15 protein-coding genes are annotated in these 18882 nt (G+C 44.9%); 7 read left to right on the top strand and 8 right to left on the bottom strand.

What is annotated here, in order from left to right; genetic code table 11:
- Positions 1-8: 8 nt before the first annotated feature.
- Together ppx and ppk1 are read right to left on the bottom strand one after the other, a co-directional pair.
- A complete protein-coding gene (ppx, locus tag AK965_RS16510; RefSeq protein ID WP_099080643.1) occupies positions 9-1514 on the bottom strand; it encodes an exopolyphosphatase in 1506 nt (501 codons plus the stop codon).
- Complete coding sequence (ppk1, locus tag AK965_RS16505) at positions 1498-3588, bottom strand: polyphosphate kinase 1 (protein ID WP_099080642.1); 2091 nt, start codon at positions 3586-3588, stop codon at positions 1498-1500. Before ppk1 ends, ppx begins: the two co-directional genes overlap by 17 nt.
- Before the next feature lie 205 nt (positions 3589-3793).
- On the opposite strand from ppk1, the gene AK965_RS16500 reads away from it, so the two are divergent.
- From AK965_RS16500 to phoU, 4 genes are read left to right on the top strand one after another with little or no spacing between them, the layout of a single operon-like run.
- On the top strand, positions 3794-5998 hold the full coding sequence (locus tag AK965_RS16500) for an ABC transporter permease subunit (protein ID WP_099080641.1): 2205 nt from the start codon (positions 3794-3796) through the stop codon (positions 5996-5998).
- 27 nt (positions 5999-6025) lie between these two features.
- Entirely contained in the window at positions 6026-7699 is a 1674-nt protein-coding gene (gene pstA, locus AK965_RS16495; protein ID WP_099080640.1) for a phosphate ABC transporter permease PstA, read from the top strand.
- Between the two features lie 2 nt (positions 7700-7701).
- The gene (gene pstB / locus AK965_RS16490; RefSeq protein ID WP_099080639.1) at positions 7702-8520 is read left to right on the top strand and encodes a phosphate ABC transporter ATP-binding protein PstB; all 819 of its coding nucleotides are present in this window, start codon (positions 7702-7704) and stop codon (positions 8518-8520) included.
- A gap of 31 nt (positions 8521-8551) precedes the next feature.
- A complete protein-coding gene (gene phoU, locus AK965_RS16485; protein ID WP_099080638.1) occupies positions 8552-9250 on the top strand; it encodes a phosphate signaling complex protein PhoU in 699 nt (232 codons plus the stop codon).
- 29 nt (positions 9251-9279) lie between these two features.
- Here phoU and AK965_RS16480 read toward each other — a convergent pair whose 3' ends face one another.
- The 6 genes from AK965_RS16480 to AK965_RS16455 form a co-directional block, all read right to left on the bottom strand.
- Positions 9280-9759 carry a hypothetical protein gene (locus AK965_RS16480; RefSeq protein WP_099080637.1) on the bottom strand — a complete coding sequence of 160 codons (480 nt, stop codon included), beginning with the start codon at positions 9757-9759 and terminating at the stop codon, positions 9280-9282.
- A 51-nt stretch (positions 9760-9810) separates the two neighbouring features.
- Positions 9811-10449: a YadA C-terminal domain-containing protein gene (locus AK965_RS16475; protein WP_099080653.1), complete on the bottom strand. Its 639-nt coding sequence runs from the start codon at positions 10447-10449 to the stop codon at positions 9811-9813.
- A 137-nt stretch (positions 10450-10586) separates the two neighbouring features.
- Positions 10587-11519: a LysR family transcriptional regulator gene (locus AK965_RS16470; protein ID WP_099080636.1), complete on the bottom strand. Its 933-nt coding sequence runs from the start codon at positions 11517-11519 to the stop codon at positions 10587-10589.
- Between the two features lie 9 nt (positions 11520-11528).
- Entirely contained in the window at positions 11529-12305 is a 777-nt protein-coding gene (gene ppk2, locus AK965_RS16465) for a polyphosphate kinase 2 (RefSeq protein WP_099080635.1), read from the bottom strand.
- A 66-nt stretch (positions 12306-12371) separates the two neighbouring features.
- Entirely contained in the window at positions 12372-13115 is a 744-nt protein-coding gene (locus AK965_RS16460; protein ID WP_099080634.1) for a copper homeostasis protein CutC, read from the bottom strand.
- A gap of 271 nt (positions 13116-13386) precedes the next feature.
- Positions 13387-13995 (bottom strand): peroxiredoxin C, encoded by a 609-nt coding sequence (locus tag AK965_RS16455; RefSeq protein WP_099080633.1) that lies wholly within the window; start codon positions 13993-13995, stop codon positions 13387-13389.
- Positions 13996-14194: 199 nt separating this feature from the next.
- Here AK965_RS16455 and AK965_RS16450 point away from each other — a divergent pair, with 199 nt between their 5' ends.
- The 3 genes from AK965_RS16450 to aceA all read left to right on the top strand — a co-directional run bounded on the left by AK965_RS16450 (position 14195) and on the right by aceA (position 18778).
- A complete protein-coding gene (locus AK965_RS16450; RefSeq protein WP_099080632.1) occupies positions 14195-15100 on the top strand; it encodes a hydrogen peroxide-inducible genes activator in 906 nt (301 codons plus the stop codon).
- A 606-nt stretch (positions 15101-15706) separates the two neighbouring features.
- Positions 15707-17335, top strand: a complete 1629-nt coding sequence (gene aceB, locus AK965_RS16445; protein ID WP_172438176.1) for a malate synthase A — start codon at positions 15707-15709, stop codon at positions 17333-17335.
- A gap of 129 nt (positions 17336-17464) precedes the next feature.
- Entirely contained in the window at positions 17465-18778 is a 1314-nt protein-coding gene (gene aceA, locus AK965_RS16440; RefSeq protein WP_099080630.1) for an isocitrate lyase, read from the top strand.
- The last annotated feature ends 104 nt before the right edge of the window (positions 18779-18882 follow it).

Raw genomic sequence — 18882 nt, 5'->3', positions numbered from 1 at the left:
ATATAGCTTTAAAGGATGAGCTTCCATCCAGCGCTCTCCCAGCGCAACTGCTCTTCTTGTAAATCGGCATCCAACAACTTATTTTCTTCTAGCCAATCGTCGTTACGGCAAGTGAGGCGCCATTCATCGCCTTTAATCGATAGCTTAAGCTCTGGTAATGGATCATCGTTGCGCTGTCCATTTATGACTATCGCTAGTCGTAATATTTTAATTAGATTTATTATGTCACTCTGTTTGTAAAGGTTGAACTCTGGTAACTCATTGAGTTTAAGAGACTTGCGCTGAAAACGTGCCAATGTTGCCAGTACGAGCTGCTGTTCTCGGTTAAAACCCGGTAGTGTAGAGTGTTGCAAGATGTAGAAGGAATGGCGGTGGAAACCTCTTAAGCTGATGCTTAAGCCTACTTCATGGAGCAATGCGGCCCATTCAAGCAAATCGAACAATTCACTTTTCTTTTTGATTCCTAGCTCTGAGTGTATGTCTGACAACCACTCTTTCGCGTGACCTTTGACTCGAACTGCATGCTCGATATCAACCAGATGTTTCTTCGCTAAGTTCTCGGTGGTGCGCATGCGAATGTCAGAGCGGGCAAAGCGCTCTTCCATCTCATACAATAAGCCTTCTCTTAATGCACCGTCAGAGAAAGACATTTGAGTGATTTTTAGCGATTGGAAGATGGCGCAAAGAATGGCGACGCCTGCGGAAAATACGGGTTTGCGATCGTCGGTAAGCCCTATGAGGTCGATGTCGTCTATCGAATCATATTCAGATAGGTTATCGATCAGTTTTCCAAGCCGTTTACTGGTAATTAAACCATCCTCATACCCCAAACCGATCAATACTTCACTTATTGCTTTGATCGAGCCAGAAGAACCTAGAGCGATGTCCCAGCCTTTCTTTCGGTACTTACTGGCAATGGTTTCCAGTTTTTGCTCGGCAGCCAGCATTGCTTTACTGAGGTTTTTTCGTGACAGTTTTTTATTACTGAAAAATTGTTCAGTAAAACTGATGCAGCCCATCTGTTTGCTGTTTAGCAAGCTAGGCTCAAATTCGTGTCCGATAATTATCTCGGTACTGCCACCACCAATGTCGACCACGAGTTTAGAATTGGATTCAACTTGAGTGTGCGCGACACCAAGGTAAATCAAACGAGCTTCTTCTTCTCCAGAAATGATTTCGATAGGAAAAGGTAAGGCTGCTTTCGCTCGCTGGATAAATAAGTGCGCGTTGTTGGCTCTGCGTAGCGTATGGGTAGCGGCAATTCTTACATTGGATGTTTCGAAACCTTGCAGTCGCTCGGCAAACATAGCGAGGCATTCTAGCCCTCGCTCCATTGCAGCATGGCTAAGGTTGAGTTCGTCATCGAGCCCTGCGGCTAAACGAACTCGCTGTTTGTGCCGACTCACCAGTTGCAAATCGCTTCCAACCACTTTTGCCACAACCATATGGAAACTGTTTGAACCGAGGTCAATAGCTGCAATATGGCGCACATCTTTTTCAAGTATCTGAGGCATTGGATTTTTGTTTTCTAGTTTGCTTCTCTATATTTTTAAGATAGTCGTAGATGGCAACTTGTGAGCGAACTTTTTTACGATTACCACGCGGTACGTATGAGTTTGTCATCTCTTTATCTATCAAGCGTGCTTTTACCGTATCGGTAAAATGGATGTTGGTGATGTCAATGATTCGCTGCTTCAAGCGTGGATTACGAATGGGGACCGCCACTTCAATGCGGTGATCGATATTTCGCGTCATCCAGTCGGCAGAAGAGATGTAAACCTGTGGATCGTCATCATTATGAGTAATCACCACTCTCGGATGCTCTAAGAAGCGATCGACAATACTGATGATACGTATGTTCTCACTGACCCCTTCCACGCCGGGAACTAAAGAGCACATACCACGAATAATCATGTTGATCTTCACGCCAGCATTGCTCGCACCGTAAAGTTTGTTAATAAGCCCTTTATCAACCAAGTTATTAACTTTAATCGTCAGTGCCGCTTTTTTTCCTGCTTTAGCATTGGTAATTTCACCATCAATCAGCCGGTATAGCTGTTTGCGCGAATTACGCGGTGAAACAATCAGATGATCAAACCGAACAGGGCGGTAGGGATTTTCAATATAGCCAAAAACGTTGCGGACTTCGTTGGTAATTTCTTGGTCTGCAGTGAGTAACGAATAGTCGGTATATATACGTGCTGTATTTTCGTGAAAGTTGCCCGTTCCGATATGAGCGTAGCGGATGATCTCATCTTCTTCTCGGCGACTGATCAACAATAGCTTAGAGTGAATCTTCAGTCCTGGTGTACCAAAAACGACATGTACCCCTGCGTCAGTAAGGACCTTCGACCACTCAATGTTGGCTTCTTCGTCAAATCGCGCTTGCAGTTCAACCACAACGGTAATGTTTTTTCCGTTGTGCACGGCGTCAATCAAAGAGTGCATTAAGCGAGAGTCTTTTGCTACTCGGTAGATGTTGATTTTTATGCCGAGCACCTTGGGATCGAAAGAGGCCTGACGAACGAGCTCAGTAATATGATCAAAGGTGTGGTAGGGATAATATAGGAGAATATCTTTGGCTTTGATGGCTTCAAAGCTATTCGCGTACCCCTCAAAGTCAGCACACTTCATTGGTGGTAACGGTTTATTCTCCAAATACTCTCGCCCAACGTTTGGAAAACCAATGAAATCTTTAAAGTTGTGATAACGACTGCCAGGTATCAAACTGTCATAGTTAGAGATTTGCAGCTTTTCGCACAAAAAATCGAGCATTTCTGTCGGCATCCCACGCTCATAGACAAATCGAACCGGCATTGCTGTCAGACGTTGACTCACCCCTTCAGACATCTGTTCGAGCAGGCTGTATTCGATCTCCAAGCGTAAATCGTAATCCGCATCGCGTGTCATTTTCATGGCATAGCCGTTGAGTTTGTCGTAGTCGAAGAAGCCTTTAAACAGATCGTCCAAGCAGTAACGAATAATATTATCGAGCAAGATGATGGTTTTGCGACGTTTCCCTTTTTGTTCTGGCACCATGACAAAGCGCGGTAGATGGTCGGTAGGGATTTCAATCAGTGCGTATTGGGATTGCTCGTTTTTACGCAGGTCAATGGCGATGTAAGCATATTCATCTTTTAGGAATTGCAGTACATCGATTTCCTCTTTCATTAACAGAGGAGTGATGTGTGGCATGACCTCGTTACGAAAATACTTGGTAACCCAACATTGTTGAGCTTCATCAAGTTGGTTTTCATTAACCAAAAAGATACGACGACGAGCCATTTCTCGGATCAGCTCGTTGTATAAGTCATCAAATAGATCATTAAGCCTCAATGCTTTAGTTTGCATCTTGCTTAAGAGGTGCTTAGAGTTGTCACTGATACCGCGTTCTTGATTGATCAAGATCCGGCGTTTAACATCGGCAAATCGTACTTTGTAAAATTCATCTAAATTGTTGGAAAAGATGCCGAGGAAACGAATCCGTTCAACCAAAGGGACGGTTTTATCGGCAGCTTCTTGTAACACTCGCTCATTGAAGGATAACCAACTAAGCTCTTTTTCGATATACAGCTTTTCTGCACTCATAACCTTACCTAGCTTAAAAAGATGTAATCCGTAATCATCGAAGGACAAAAGATGAGTAAGACACTATTGATTTTTTGTTGCACTTTTGTTTCATATTGCGTCTGTGCAATAGTTGCATTCTTTTCAGTTGTTTAATGCGATCTGTAATACAATTGTCATCTTAATGACATAATCTAGTACTAAGTCAAAAAAGGTAGAGAGACAAATGGCACAGGCCGAATTTTCATTGCAGCAAAAAGATAAAAAACGACGGATAAAAGATCGTTTAGTTCGACTTGCAGTGACATCCGGTGGTGTTGGCGTTCTTGCCGCTCTTGTGTTGATTTTTGTTTATCTTGCGATGGTGACCATTCCTCTGTTTTCTGATGCAGAGATCGAAACCAATTACGCCTCTCGTACGACCCAAAGTGGGAAGCCTCTCGCCATTGCTGTCGATGATTACTCTCAAATCGGTTTGGTACTCACTCAATCCGGTGAAGTGCGCTTTCTCTCATTAGACGATCCTACGAAGCCCGTTTTATACACCCAACAAATAGCCAATAGCCCAGTCGCTTTTGCGAAATCATCCCCGGGGTTAGGCTGGTATGGTCTGGTCGATGAGAAGGGGGAAGCGCATCTCTTTAAACCTGAATTTAATGCCACACTGAGAGAGAATACACGCCCACCAGAAGTGATTGAGTTGCATCCCCAAATGGACATGCAGCTTACGGATAGTTCTGATCCCGTAGCATCATTTGCTTTTAGCACTTCACCAAATGCTCATACTCTAGTATGGCAAACACAAAGTGGTTTGCTTAAAGCTCGTTGGCAAGAACCCAAATTATTAGGCTCGCCGCCTGTAACAGTGGATTACACCTTTTCATCCGCTTTCGATACGCCAGAGCAGATGCTGCTGACCCCAGACGGTCAAATACTGTATTTACGCAATGGTTCAGAGCTTATTGTACTGATTAAGCAGCACGATAAATTTACGGTTCGTGAAGTGATCGATTTAACTCAGGGTGATAAGAACCATTCCGTTAGAACCCTCGATCTTCTCGCTGGTGCGTACTCACTGCTGGTGACCCATAATGACGGTCGAGTTTCTCAGTGGTTTGACACTCTACAGGGAGAACGACGTACACTTACTCATATCCGTGACTTTAAGCTGGCATCTGAGCTGAAGTATTTGTTGCCGGATTCACACCGTAAAGGTTTTTACAGCTTTTACACGAACGGTACATTACAAAGCCACTACACCACGAGTGAGAAATTGGTGTTGTTCGAGCGTGCCTATCAACAGGCTCCTACCTTCGCGGCGATGTCGAATAATGAGCGCTACTTGATCACCTGGCAGGACGATGAGCTTAGTGTGACGGCTGTCGATAACCCATATCCAGAAGTGTCTCTTTCCTCTTTATGGCAAAAAGTTTGGTATGAAGGTTATCCTGAGCCGAAGTTTGTTTGGCAGTCGACCTCCGCGAGTGACAATTTTGAGGCAAAGTTCAGTTTAGTGCCCATTGCGTTTGGTACCATCAAAGCGGCGATGTTTGCGATGCTATTTTCCGTGCCTTTAGCGGTGTTAGGGGCGATATACACCGCCTATTTTATGTCGCCGCGTATGCGCAGAGTTGTGAAGCCTTCAATTGAGCTTATGGAAGCCTTGCCCACGGTTATTATCGGCTTTCTGGCTGGTCTTTGGTTTGCTCCTATTGTTGAAGACCATTTGATCACCGTAATGGTTTTGTTGTTTATCCTACCGCTGAGTACCATGGTGATGGGTGGGGTGTGGGCATTGATTCCACAGCGCCTGCGTAATCGGCTTCCTAACGGTTGGCACGCTCTAGTGCTGATGCCTGTTATTCTGTTGCTGATTGGTCTAGGCGTGTGGCTATCACCAAGCATAGAACAAATATTTTTTGCAGGGGACATTCGTTTATTCCTTACTGAGCACGGGATCGGGTTTGATCAGCGCAATGCACTGGTCGTCGGTTTGGCGATGGGCTTTGCTGTGATTCCAACAATTTTTACTATCGCAGAAGACGCGATTTTCTCCGTGCCAAAGCATTTATCTGATGGTTCGTTAGCGCTTGGTGCGACCCCATGGCAAACGTTGATTTATGTGGTTCTTCTAACGGCCAGCCCAGGTATATTTTCTGCGGTCATGATGGGGTTAGGCAGAGCGGTTGGAGAAACGATGATCGTTCTTATGGCGACGGGGAATACGCCATTAATGGATTGGAATGTTTTGGAAGGGTTACGTAGCTTGTCGGCAACGATTGCTGTGGAGCTCCCAGAGTCAGAAGTGGGCAGTTCGCACTATCGCTTGCTGTTTCTTTCTGCATTAATTTTGTTCGTCTTTACCTTTGCCGTGAACGCGCTAGCTGAGTTGGTCCGTCAGAGATTGAGAGACAAATATCGTGCGTTGTAGTGGACTAAAAAAAGAGCGAGTAGTCGTGTGTTAAATTGGATTCGTTCTGGCGCACCTTGGATATGGTTAACGGGAGGGGCGGTGAGTATCAGCTTACTCTCCGTTTTAGGCTTGTTGCTATTGATTGGTTGGAAGGGGTTGACCTACTTCTGGCCAGCGCCTCTTTATCAATGGAATGTTGCTGCACTGACACCGGTGCAGGACGAAGTGCTGCAGGAAAACTCGATTCTGGTTGGTCAGGTTTACGAGCACAACTTCGTACCAAGGAGTTACCTACCAGAAGATGCTGCGAAAAAACTGGCTCATGATGAAGAGTTTGCCACTCGCCTTAACATCAAAATTGCTAACCGTGAGCTTTATCCCGCGGATTTTATCTCGGTATTGAAGATGCAGCTTGATGAGCCAACCACGCCGGATGAGTGGGCGGTGATTGAGCGCAGCAGTGGTGGATACTTTTTCGGGAAGTTCATTGCGTTTAAAGATGGCGACATCCGTTACGAGAATGACATTCGGGCACGGCTCAATAAAAAGCTGGAAGATGCAGAGACCCTACGTCATGAAATCGATATGCTGGTGGATGACCAAGTGAAAGGGTTAGGTTGGCAGTTAGAGCAATTGCGTTTAGATAAACGCAAACATGAGCTCAATGACACCATTACCAACGAATTCCTTGTGAAGAACAGTATCCAAAAAGCCAATATTGAAAAAGAGTTGACTCAGCTTGACGCTCAGATTGATGGCTTACGCCTCGGGTTTTCTGACTATGCATTGATCGTTGAGGACATGACAGGCACACAAGTCGCCATTCCCCTAGAAGATATTTTGGATTACTGGTATCCAAACCAAATGTCGTTGCCGGAGAAGGTCGGACATTGGGGCAAACAAGTATGGAAGTTTTTGTCGCAAGACCCGCGTGAGTCTAACTCCGAAGGTGGGGTTTTCCCTGCGATATTTGGCACGGTATTCTTAGTCATTATCATGTCGATTATTGTGATGCCGTTGGGTGTGATTGCGGCCATTTATCTACACGAATACGCGAAAAATAACGCATTGACTCGAATCATCCGCATTGCAGTGATAAACCTTGCGGGGGTGCCGTCAATTGTTTATGGCGTATTTGGTTTGGGCTTTTTTGTTTACACGATCGGTGCGTCAATCGACAATGTTTTCTATGCGGAACGCTTACCTGCGCCGACATTTGGTACGCCAGGTTTATTGTGGTCAGCATTAACGCTTGCGGTATTAACATTACCTGTTGTGATTGTGACGACAGAGGAAGGCTTAACTCGTATTCCAAGCTCCGTGCGACATGGCTCTTTGGCGTTGGGAGCGACACAGTTTGAAACCCTCTGGCGGGTGATATTGCCGATGGCAACCCCAGCCATCATTACCGGTTTAATTTTGGCGATAGCGCGTGCTGCAGGAGAGGTTGCGCCATTGATGCTGGTAGGCGTGGTAAAATTGGCGTCAAGTTTGCCGGTTGACGGACAATTTCCTTACGTGCATTTAGACAGAAAGTTTATGCATTTAGGCTTTCATATTTATGATGTCGGCTTTCAGACATCGAATATCGAGGCCGCTAGACCCTTGGTTTACGCAACGTCTTTCTTACTCGTGACCGTCATTGTCGGACTAAACTTAACAGCAATCAGTATTCGAAATAATCTGCGCGAGAAATACAGAACATTAGGACAAGATTAAGCATGTTTAACTTTGATAATACATTGGGTTACGAGCCGCCATTAGATGTGCACAACCTAACGAATGAACAAACGGCGATCTCGATTGAGAATCTTAATCTTTTCTATGGTCAGACACAGGCATTGTTCGATATTTCCATGCGTATTCCTAAAGGCAGGGTGACTGCATTTATCGGTCCGTCGGGTTGTGGTAAATCGACATTGCTACGCTGCATAAATCGTATGAACGACTTAGTGGAGGGGTGTAAAGTTACGGGGAAGGTGCGTTTGCATGGCCAGAACGTTTACGATCCAAGTGTCGATGTGGCAACCCTAAGGCGCCGCGTTGGAATGGTATTCCAGAGACCCAATCCTTTTCCTAAGTCTATCTATGAAAATGTCGTGTATGGTTTACGCTTACAAGGCGTAAAAAATAGGCGAACCTTAGACGATGCAGTAGAACGTTCGTTACGCGCAGCGGCACTTTGGGATGAGGTAAAAGATCGTCTACATGAAAATGCCTTTGGCTTATCAGGGGGTCAACAGCAACGTTTGGTGATTGCACGAGCAATTGCGATCGAGCCAGAAGTGTTATTGTTAGATGAGCCGACATCGGCTTTGGATCCGATATCAACTTTGACCATTGAGGAGCTTATCAATGAGCTCAAGACCCAATATACTGTCGTGATCGTTACCCATAACATGCAACAGGCAGCAAGAGTTAGTGACCATACCGCTTTTATTCATATGGGAAAATTGATTGAATATTCCGATGCGGATTCGATCTTTACGTCACCAATGAAGAAACAAACCGAAGATTACATTACCGGTCGTTATGGTTAAGTCTCGACCTTGCGCAAAATAAAGGACAAACATGCATTTTGGACGCCATATTTCTGGGCAATTTAACGTAGAACTAGAGTCGATTCGTACCCATGTATTAACCATGGGGGGCTTGGTTGAGCAGCAACTATCGTATGCCATTCAAGCTTTGAATAGGGAAGATGTCGAACTGGCGCGTAAAGTGGTGCGTGATGATCACAAAGTGAATGCTATGGAAGTGTCCATTGATGATGCCTGCACGCGTATCATTGCTAAGCGACAACCGACGGCGAAAGATTTACGTTTGATTATGGCAATCATTAAGACCATTACTGACTTAGAACGCATTGGTGATGTGGCGACTCGTATTGCCAGAGTGGCGATTGAGAGCCCAGCCTCAAAAGAACGCCAATTTCAAGTATCACTAGAACCATTATGCCGTCAAGCGATTCAGATGCTACACCAAGTGCTCGATGCGTTTGCACGTATGGATGTGGAAGCGGCTGCGGAAGTGCATAAATTGGATGACAAGCTGGATGCCGAATATGAAGCGGTAGTTCGTCAATTGATGACTTATATGATGGAAGACCCGAAAAATATTCCACACATTCTGCAAGTTATGTGGTCTGCACGCGCTATCGAACGTGTTGGCGATCGATGCCAGAATATTTGTGAGTACATTATTTACTTTGTGAAAGGTAAAGATGTGCGCCATCTTGGCGATCAAAGCATTGATGATGCATTAAAATAGTATTAAACACAGCGTTTGACATTTTAGTATTACAGACGAAGACCAAAACCCACAGAGAACTGTACGGCAGTGTCGGTAAAGGTGTGGGTTTTATCGTCTTTAAAGATATCGAGATCTGCACCAGCTCTTACCGAGAGAATCGAATTGACTTGATACACATACGCGCCACCAATACTCAATCCTGTCGTATCTCTTTGTTCCTCCCTGTATTTTCCATCATAAACCGCAGTGCCTATACTGGCTTGAAACCCCATCAGAGGTCGATGATCAAACCAATGTTGAAAGCCGACGCGGTATGCATCAATGGTTTCATCAAAGTTACCGCTTTTATAAGTGACTTGTGAGTAGTCAAAGTACAAGGCATCAAAACCCGCGATATCATTGGTTCCGAGTTGGATACCTGCCCCACGAAATGAGCCAATTTTGACTTCTGGCGATATAAATAATCCAGCAGAGTGAGCGGAAATGGGCGCGAGAATAAGCGTGAGTAAAGAGAGAGTGTGTTTCATATATCTACCTAGATTACGCCATCCTTGGCAGTGGACTTCTTTATTAGACTCTTATTTGAATGTGAATTGTACACCGACACCGCCAGCCATTTCAGACGATGAATATTTACCAGAAGACTCGTAATGGAACGTGCCAGATAAGCTCACTTGATCGGTTAAGCCATACGCACCACCTAAAGCTACCGCTTCTTTACTGCCTGCGAAACCAATGCCAGCGCCAATAGCGAGTTCACCATTTGTCGCATACGGGCGAGCATTGGTAACCGCATGCAAACTTGCACGAATCCCATCCATTTGCTCGGCTTGTTGATTCAAACGGTAATCGTACTCCACTGCTAGATTTTCAAGATTGTGTAAGCGATCGTCCGTAGGATTGTTCTCAATTGGGTTTGATGGCAACTGAGGGGTTGGGCGATCCGGAATACTCGGAATACCGTTATCTTTTTCCGGCAGTGTTGGTTGCTCTGGGGCCGCTTCTACTGGTGGCGTTGGTGGCATGTCTGGACGTGGACGATCAGGAACCCCAGGAACACCGTTGTCTACCTCAGGAAGAACAGGTTGTTCAGGTACCCCTTGAATAGGATTTGTTGGGATACCTGGATTCGGGCGGTCAGGAATAACCGCAGAAAACGAACCAAATGAAGCAAGTAGGGTGCAAGCCGCGGTTAACTTAGCAATCTTGTTTGTCATGTCTGATCTCTCAATAAGTAAACGAGGAACAGCATCCATACTGTAAGCAATCGCTTTTCTATCTCCCTTTTGAAGTAGGGCTATCTTATTGAAAAGTTTGATTTATGGCTAAGTGGCTATTGTTATCTTGGTGATAATTAAATCTTATCAGTTTGTAGTTGTAGACCTTGCTGAATAAGCTCTGCTAACCACTTTACAAGAGGATTGTTGCGGTTTCGAACGTGCATGTGGCAATGCACAGACTTCGTTTGTAATTGATCATCGATAATTACGTCTAACGCTCTTAAACCAGGAAATTGATCGATTGGAAATAAGTTGGAGTGGGGCAAATACATGTCGGTATGTTTGATTACATCAATGATTGCCATAACGAACTCTGAGCGAAAACCAACCGTATGCTCTATATCCATTTGAGTGAGTAGGTGAGAAGCATAGCTGAACTTGTCGTTCCATCCTGGAGAAATTAACGACGCGATGGGATAGCCAGTTAAGTCTTTAGGTTCGACGTGTGACTTGGTGATTGGGTGACCTTCACGAACAAAAATTCGTCCTTTCAAATCGAGTATTTTAGGCGCATAAATTTCTTTGTTAGTAAGGAGTAACTCGTAGTTTACTCCCATGAGGGTTTCCCCCTTTAAGATTTCATCCACAGTGCTGTTTGACCAGCCGACCAGTTCAAGTTGGGCATTTGGGGCGAGGGTTCGCATCTGTTCGAAGAGAAAGCCGGGCAGGCAAGTCATCGTAATAGGGGCTAGTGCGATACGGATTTTATTATCGACTTCTGCTGGTTCAAACTGATGAGAACGGTTAACCGCCGCCGCTAAACCATCAATATGAGGGGTAATAGTATTCGCAAGAGATTCTGCAAAAGAGGTTGGCTCAAGACCTGTTTTTACTTTCACAAACAGCTCGTCATCGAAGTGATTACGCAGTTTTTGTAATGCTTGACTGATCGCGGGTTGAGAGACGAACAGACGCTGCGAAGCTTTACGCATATTTCGTTCTTGCATTAATACCAAAAAGGTTTTGAGTAGATTTAGGTCAAGGTTAATAAACAGGTCTTTTGCCATGGTTAATCTCTAATATTTATCCGGAACAAGCATCTGATCCCCGATAGGTGCTCTAATGTAACCTTCTTTATTTAATTCTGGTAACTCTATATGAGAGTATTTGATTTCTTGGTAATCAATTTGACTGAGTAAATGACTGATGCAGTTTAATCGAGCTTTCTTTTTATCGTCAGAGGGAACGACCCACCAAGGGCTGTTTTTGGTGTCTGTGTAAGCAAACATTCTGTCTTTGGCTTCGGAGTATTCCGCCCAGCGGTTACGAGATTCTAAGTCCATTGGGCTGAACTTCCAGCGCTTGATCGGGGTATGAATGCGTTCTAAGAAGCGTTTTTCCTGCTCTTCATCTGATACTGAGAACCAATATTTTATGAGGATGATGCCAGAGCGTAACAACATGCGCTCAAACTCAGGACAAGAGCGGAGAAATTCTTCGTATTGATCGTGAGTACAAAAACCCATGACTTTCTCTACTCCAGCACGGTTGTACCAACTGCGGTCAAATAGCACGATTTCACCTGCCGCAGGCAAATGGGCGACATAGCGCTGAAAGTACCACTGTGTTTTTTCTTTTTCTGTGGGGGCGGGCAGTGCAGCAATGCGGCAAACACGAGGGTTAAGTTTCTCAGTAATGCGTTTAATGACACCACCTTTGCCTGCAGCATCTCGCCCTTCGAATAGAACCACGACTTTGAGTCCTTTGTGTTTGACCCACTCTTGAAGTTTCACCAGTTCAATTTGCAGCGCTTCGAGTTCTTCTTCGTATTCCTTTTTCTTTAGCTTTGGCATAGTCCCTCCCGTCCTTAGTTATCAATATGTTAGCATTCGATAACTAAAAACGGGATTTGAACGCCTTTAATTGAGAGCGGTTACCGTTTTTGCGATAGCTTCAGTGCTGGTAATTGGAATCGTAAAGTCATCCATATCAGCAGCGCCCATCTTGCTTTGTTCGGCGATAAAGATCATGTGGCTTGGTCGTGTTGTTTTTCCGGAAAGATGGATTTCACCCACGCCAGTTTGCTTAATTAATGAAGTAACATTATTGGCATTGACACCCGCACCGGCCATGATCGCAATGCGCCCTTGTGCTTGTATAACCAGCGCTTTGATAATCTTAACACCCTGCGGCGCAGAAGGTGCTAAACCAGAAGTCAGAATGCGTTCACAGCCTAAGCTAATCACTTTTTCTAAAGCTTTTTCAGCGTCACGACACTGGTCAAAGGCACGATGGAAGGTCACGCCTAAACCAAGCGCTTGAGCAAATTCACACAGCGCTGTGGCATAAGGCATATGGATATCACCGTCTTGAGTCAACACACCGAGTACGACACCGTTCAAGCCTGCTTGTTTGACGGCTTCAATATCCCAACGCATCATTTCGACTTCTTCCTCACTGTAGAAAAAGTCGCCTTGGCGTGGGCGAATCATCGCGTAAACCGGAATGGTAGAGCGTCTAGCAGCTTGCTGCATAAAGCCGTAGCTTGGGGTTAAGCCACCTAAAGCGAGAGAAGAGCAGAGTTCGATGCGGGTTGCACCGCCAGTAATCGCATTGTGAAGAGATTCAATGTTATCAATACAGACTTCAAGTTGAGTGTTCACGAGGCTGTCCTGAATTGTTGTAATTACAGCAAATACTAGCAGGACGTAAAGGGGGAATCTGCACTGAGACAGAGGGAAATAGAGGTAAAATTTTTGCGTGAGGCTTGCCTCTTTTGCTGTTAAAAAACGCAGATAAAAAGAAAGCCCAGAGCGACTCTGGGCTTTTTTATGACTTTACTTAGACTGATTGGCGTTTGCGATTTTTCCGCGATAGCTTTTGCTTTATATACATCCAACCAACACGCCCGTTGAGCTTGGGCTGTGTAGTCTATTACTTACTTAGGTCGCTTGCGTACTCAGATAGGAACGCTGCAACACCTTCTGGAGATGCGTTCATACCAGCTTTACCTTCTTCCCATTGTGCTGGGCATACTTCGCCGTGCTTCTGGTGGAAGTTTAGTGCATCAACCATGCGTAGCATTTCATCGATGTTACGGCCTAGTGGTAGGTCGTTTACGACTTGATGACGCACAAGACCATCTTCGTCGATTAGGAAAGAACCACGGAAAGCAACGCCTGCTTCTGGGTGCTCAACATCGTATGCTTTACAGATTTCGTGCTTAACGTCAGCAACTAGAGGGTATTGAACTTGACCGATACCGCCATCTTCGATAGCAGTGTTACGCCATGCGTTGTGAGAGAACTGAGAATCGATAGAAATACCGATTACTTCAACACCTTTAGCTTGGAAATCAGCTAGACGGTTGTCGAATGCGATTAGCTCAGATGGGCAAACGAACGTGAAATCTAGTGGGTAGAAGAATACTACTGCTTTCTTACCTTTAGTGAATTCTGCAAAGTTGAAGTTATCAACGATTTCGCCGTTACCTAGAACAGCTGCAGCAGTAAAGTCAGGGGCTTGACGACCTACTAGTACCATTTTTTGCTCCTAAAAATTTTTGGTTAGCTTCAAACCTAATTCAGTTATTTAGGTTTAGTCCGTGTTTGTACGGGACAAACTATAGTACAGATTGTACTATTGAAAAAAGCGAAATAAATAGATTAAGTTAATCGAAAAAAGCGATAATAACAAAACTATTACCTCGATCACTGAAACAGCATTAGATACAAATAGAATTATGAATAAATGGCCTAGCTTGAAGCAGTTACACTACTTGGTCACTTTGCATGAAACACGTCATTTTAGCGATGCCGCTGAGCGTTGTTTTGTCAGTCAATCTACGTTGAGTAAAGGGATTCAAAACCTTGAAGAGTTGATTGGTTGCCCGCTATATGAAAAGAAAGACAAAAAAAGCCCACTGGTTTTTACGCAAGCTGGAGAGATGGTGGTTCAGCAAGGTCGAGAGTTATTGGCAAAAGGTCAAGACTTGGTTGAACTGGGGCTTTTATGTCAAGGTGGCGATATGGAGGGGCAACTTAAGGTGGGCTGTATTCCGACTATCGCACCTTTCTTATTGTGCGATCTCGTTCAAGAGGTGAACTACCGTTTCCCACAACTGAACCTTCTATTAAGAGAAGATACGACGACAAACTTATTAAAAGCTCTACGTCATGGTGAATTGGATGTGTTGATTCTTGCGCTTCCTGTCGAAATTGAGGGCATGGAAAGTCGAGTGGTAGGTCAAGACCCATTTCGTATGGTGATCAGTGCGAATCATGTGGATTCGGTTCCTGTGCCGATTAGCTATGCGGACTTGCCCAATGAATCGGTGTTTCTTTTAGAGAAAGAGCACTGCTTAACGGAACACGCGGTTTCTGCGTGTAAGTTGACTGAAAAAGACAAAATTAATCCGTTTACGGCAACCAGCCTTCATACTTTGGTACAAATGGTGGCAAATGGTCTGGGTACAACGTTTATCCCGCAAATGGCCATCGATCACGGTTTGCTTCATAACCAAAATTTGGTGGTGATTGATCCCCCAGGTCAGCAAGCGTATCGCGATATTGGTTTGGTGTGGCGTCCAAGCTCGTCACGAACAAATACTTTCAAGCAATTGGCAGAAGTCGTCTCTGAACTGCTTTAGCTATTAGTATTAGCCTACAATATCCGATTCAATATCTAAAAGCGCACTATAAATAGTGCGTTTTTTAGCATTTTATTCTGCATGCAAACTTTGACTTGTAAAATTTCACAGACGAACTTTCATGAAGCTTTCATAAAATAGTGAAATTTTACAATGTTCATTTTACACAACTGCTTGTATAGCGCGTTTAAGTTGCGTTTCACTTCCTCCTTCTAGCCCTTGTGAATACAAGGATTTTTCTCTCACCTTACTATTCATACGCTTGTTTGAATTCAAAAATAACCTGTAAAATTAATGTAATTAAATTACGTAATAACTTACAAATTAAGTTGAAAAATCAAACGCTTGTTTGATACCGGATAAAACTTTGAATTTAATGTTTTGTTTACTTAAGGGGTTTCGCTTAACCCTTTGTTGAGTTAGCTTAATTAAAGGCTTGTAAGACTTATGTCTAGATTGAAAAAGCAATTCAGGTTGCGCAAGATATAGACACAATGAAGCGAAGTGAACACCAAATCAATGGCTGTAATTTGTTGTTCATAACTTACAAATGTAGCTTTAGGCTTGACTGCCAAGATGGATAAAGCACGTTAAGGATGAATGATTATGCTTGCTCAGACAGAACAAAAAACACAACAACTAATGCAAACCCAAGGCATGCTTGAGGTGATTGGAATCGTTGCTCCTGAACATCAAGCAATTTTCCCTGTTGAAGCCCAAACCTTTTTATCTCTACTGTGTGAAAAATTTGCCGGACGTGTTGAACAGTTGCTAGAAGCGCGAGAAGAGAAGCAAGCACGCATCGATGCTGGTGAGCTGCCAGATTTTCTACCGGAGACACAAGACATTCGCGAGGGAAGTTGGAAGATCCTTGGAATCCCGCAAGATCTGCAAGATCGCCGAGTGGAGATTACTGGACCAACCGATCGCAAGATGGTGATTAACGCACTGAATGCGAATGTTAAAGTGTTCATGGCAGACTTCGAAGACTCAATGTCTCCGGCGTGGAGTAAAGTTCTGGATGGACAAATTAACCTGCGTGATGCCGTCAATGGCACCATCAGTTACACCCATCCTAGCAATGGCAAACACTATCAGCTGACAGAAGACCCAGCGGTGTTGATCTGCCGCGTTCGCGGGCTGCATCTAAAGGAAAAACACGTCACGTGGCACGGTCAGATCATTCCAGGTGCGCTATTCGACTTTGCTCTGTACTTCTACAATAACTACAAAGCGCTATTGAAAAAGGGAAGCGGTCCTTACTTCTACATTCCAAAGCTGCAATCGCATCATGAAGCGAAGTGGTGGAGTGAAGTGTTCCATTTCACTGAAGAGTATTTCGGTTTGGATACCGGAACCATTAAAGCTACCGTACTGATTGAAACGTTGCCTGCGGTATTTGAAATGGACGAGATTCTGTTCTCACTCAAAGAGCACATTGTCGGTCTCAACTGCGGTCGTTGGGATTACATCTTTAGCTACATCAAAACACTGAAAAATCATCCAGATCGCGTTCTACCTGATCGCCAAGTGGTGACTATGGATAAGCCATTCCTCAACGCTTACTCAAGATTGTTGGTGCGTACTTGTCATAAGCGCGGTGCATTTGCGATGGGCGGCATGGCAGCCTTTATTCCAGCCAAAGACCCACAAGAAAACCAAAAAGTGCTGGATAAGATTCACAAGGATAAATCACTGGAAGCGAACAACGGACACGACGGCACTTGGGTTGCACACCCTGGTCTGGCGGACACTGCAATGGAAGTGTTTAGCGCAACACTCGGTCAGCGCACCAACCAACTGGATGTGAGCCGCTCGGAAGATGCGCTAATCACCGCCGAAGAGTTGCTTGAACCATGCGAAGGTGAACGCTCAGAAGAAGGCATGCGCCACAACATCCGCGTCGCGTTGCAATACATTGAAGCTTGGATCTCTGGCAATGGATGTGTGCCGATTTACGGACTGATGGAAGACGCAGCAACCGCAGAAATTTCCCGTGCTTCTATTTGGCAGTGGATTCAACACGGTAAGTCGCTCGATAACGGTTTGATAGTCACTAAGGAGCTGCTCGAGTTGTATCTGAAAGAAGAGATTGAAGTCGTGAAGCAAGAAATTGGTGAACAGCGCTACCAAGCAGGTCGATTTGAGGAAGCGGCTGACTTGATGGCAAGGCTCACTACGAGCGATGAACTGACCAACTTTTTAACCATTCCAGGTTACGACTACTTGGATTAACCCAATAATTTCAATAACCAACTTTATTTAACCAATACGTGAAGGATTCGAGGCAGATAAGGATGTACTGCCTGAGAACGGAAAACTCAACGCACATGCACAAGTGCACATTATTAGAGGGATAGATCAATGACTAACTTAACTCGCCGCCAACAAATTGATGCACTGGAAAAAGATTGGGCAACCAACCCACGCTGGAAAAACGTAAAGCGTACTTACACAGCGGAAGAAGTGGTAGAACTACGCGGTTCTATGGTGCCTGCGAACACAATCGCACAACGTGGTGCTGACAAACTTTGGTCACTGGTTAACGGTAGCTCAAAGAAAGGCTACGTAAACTGTCTTGGTGCACTGACGGGAGGTCAAGCCGTACAGCAAGCAAAAGCGGGTATTGAAGCTATTTACCTCTCGGGCTGGCAGGTAGCGGCGGACAACAACACCGCTTCGACTATGTACCCAGACCAATCCCTTTACCCAGTAGACTCTGTACCGTCAGTAGTAAAACGTATCAATAACTCATTCCGTCGCGCAGACCAAATCCAGTGGTCAGCAGGTAAGTCGCCAGAAGACGAAGGTGGTATTGATTACTTCCTACCAATCGTAGCGGATGCAGAAGCAGGTTTTGGTGGCGTTCTTAATGCGTACGAGCTAATGAAATCAATGATCGACGCAGGTGCGGCGGGTGTTCACTTTGAAGACCAGCTGGCATCAGTGAAGAAGTGTGGTCACATGGGCGGTAAAGTATTGGTTCCAACTCAAGAAGCAGTACAGAAACTGGTCGCAGCTCGTCTAGCAGCAGACGTTGCTGGCACTACAACACTCGTAATCGCACGTACCGATGCAAACGCAGCAGACCTGCTAACGTCTGATTGCGACCCATATGACAAGGACTTTATTCAAGGAGAGCGCACACCAGAAGGTTTCTACCGTGTTCGTGCAGGTATCGACCAAGCAATCTCTCGTGGTCTAGCTTACGCACCATACGCGGATTTGATCTGGTGTGAGACGGCAACGCCATGTCTAGAAGAAGCGCGTAAGTTTGCAGAAGCGATTCACGCAGAGTACCCAGACCAACTGTTGGCATATAACTGTTCGCCTTCATTCAACTGGGAGAAGAACCTAGACGCTGAAACCATTGCTAAGTTTCAACAAGAGCTGGCTGATATGGGCTACAAATATCAGTTCATCACGCTAGCGGGTATCCACAACATGTGGTTCAATATGTTCGAACTGGCACATGCTTACGCACAAGGCGAAGGTATGCGCCATTACGTTGAGAAAGTACAGCGTCCTGAGTTTGAAGCGGCAGAAAAAGGTTACACTTTTGTGGCGCATCAACAAGAAGTTGGTACGGGCTACTTTGATAGAATGACCAATACCATTCAAGGTGGTAACTCATCAGTGACAGCACTGACTGGTTCTACCGAAGAAGATCAATTCTAACAAACGTAGAGTCCACAATTACGACGAGAGTCATGATATCTTTGAGCGGCGATTGAGCCGCTCTTTTTTGTTTGTGCCATTGGTTGAGCAAAATGACCACATAT

Origin of the sequence: Vibrio sp. PID17_43 (assembly GCF_002608565.1) — a bacterium.
GTDB lineage: Bacteria > Pseudomonadota > Gammaproteobacteria > Enterobacterales > Vibrionaceae > Vibrio.
Note: the sequence above shows the minus strand (reverse complement) of the source record. Positions and strands in the feature narration are given on the sequence as shown.

Coding starts and splice junctions, on each gene's coding strand:
- ppx (WP_099080643.1), bottom strand. CDS start 1,514: ATGCCTCAGATACTTGAAAAAGATGTGCGCCATATTGCAGCTATTGAC.
- ppk1 (WP_099080642.1), bottom strand. CDS start 3,588: ATGAGTGCAGAAAAGCTGTATATCGAAAAAGAGCTTAGTTGGTTATCC.
- AK965_RS16500 (WP_099080641.1), top strand. CDS start 3,794: ATGGCACAGGCCGAATTTTCATTGCAGCAAAAAGATAAAAAACGACGG.
- pstB (WP_099080639.1), top strand. CDS start 7,702: ATGTTTAACTTTGATAATACATTGGGTTACGAGCCGCCATTAGATGTG.
- phoU (WP_099080638.1), top strand. CDS start 8,552: ATGCATTTTGGACGCCATATTTCTGGGCAATTTAACGTAGAACTAGAG.
- AK965_RS16480 (WP_099080637.1), bottom strand. CDS start 9,759: ATGAAACACACTCTCTCTTTACTCACGCTTATTCTCGCGCCCATTTCC.
- AK965_RS16475 (WP_099080653.1), bottom strand. CDS start 10,449: ATGACAAACAAGATTGCTAAGTTAACCGCGGCTTGCACCCTACTTGCT.
- AK965_RS16470 (WP_099080636.1), bottom strand. CDS start 11,519: ATGGCAAAAGACCTGTTTATTAACCTTGACCTAAATCTACTCAAAACC.
- ppk2 (WP_099080635.1), bottom strand. CDS start 12,305: ATGCCAAAGCTAAAGAAAAAGGAATACGAAGAAGAACTCGAAGCGCTG.
- AK965_RS16455 (WP_099080633.1), bottom strand. CDS start 13,995: ATGGTACTAGTAGGTCGTCAAGCCCCTGACTTTACTGCTGCAGCTGTT.
- AK965_RS16450 (WP_099080632.1), top strand. CDS start 14,195: ATGAATAAATGGCCTAGCTTGAAGCAGTTACACTACTTGGTCACTTTG.
- aceB (WP_172438176.1), top strand. CDS start 15,707: ATGCTTGCTCAGACAGAACAAAAAACACAACAACTAATGCAAACCCAA.
- aceA (WP_099080630.1), top strand. CDS start 17,465: ATGACTAACTTAACTCGCCGCCAACAAATTGATGCACTGGAAAAAGAT.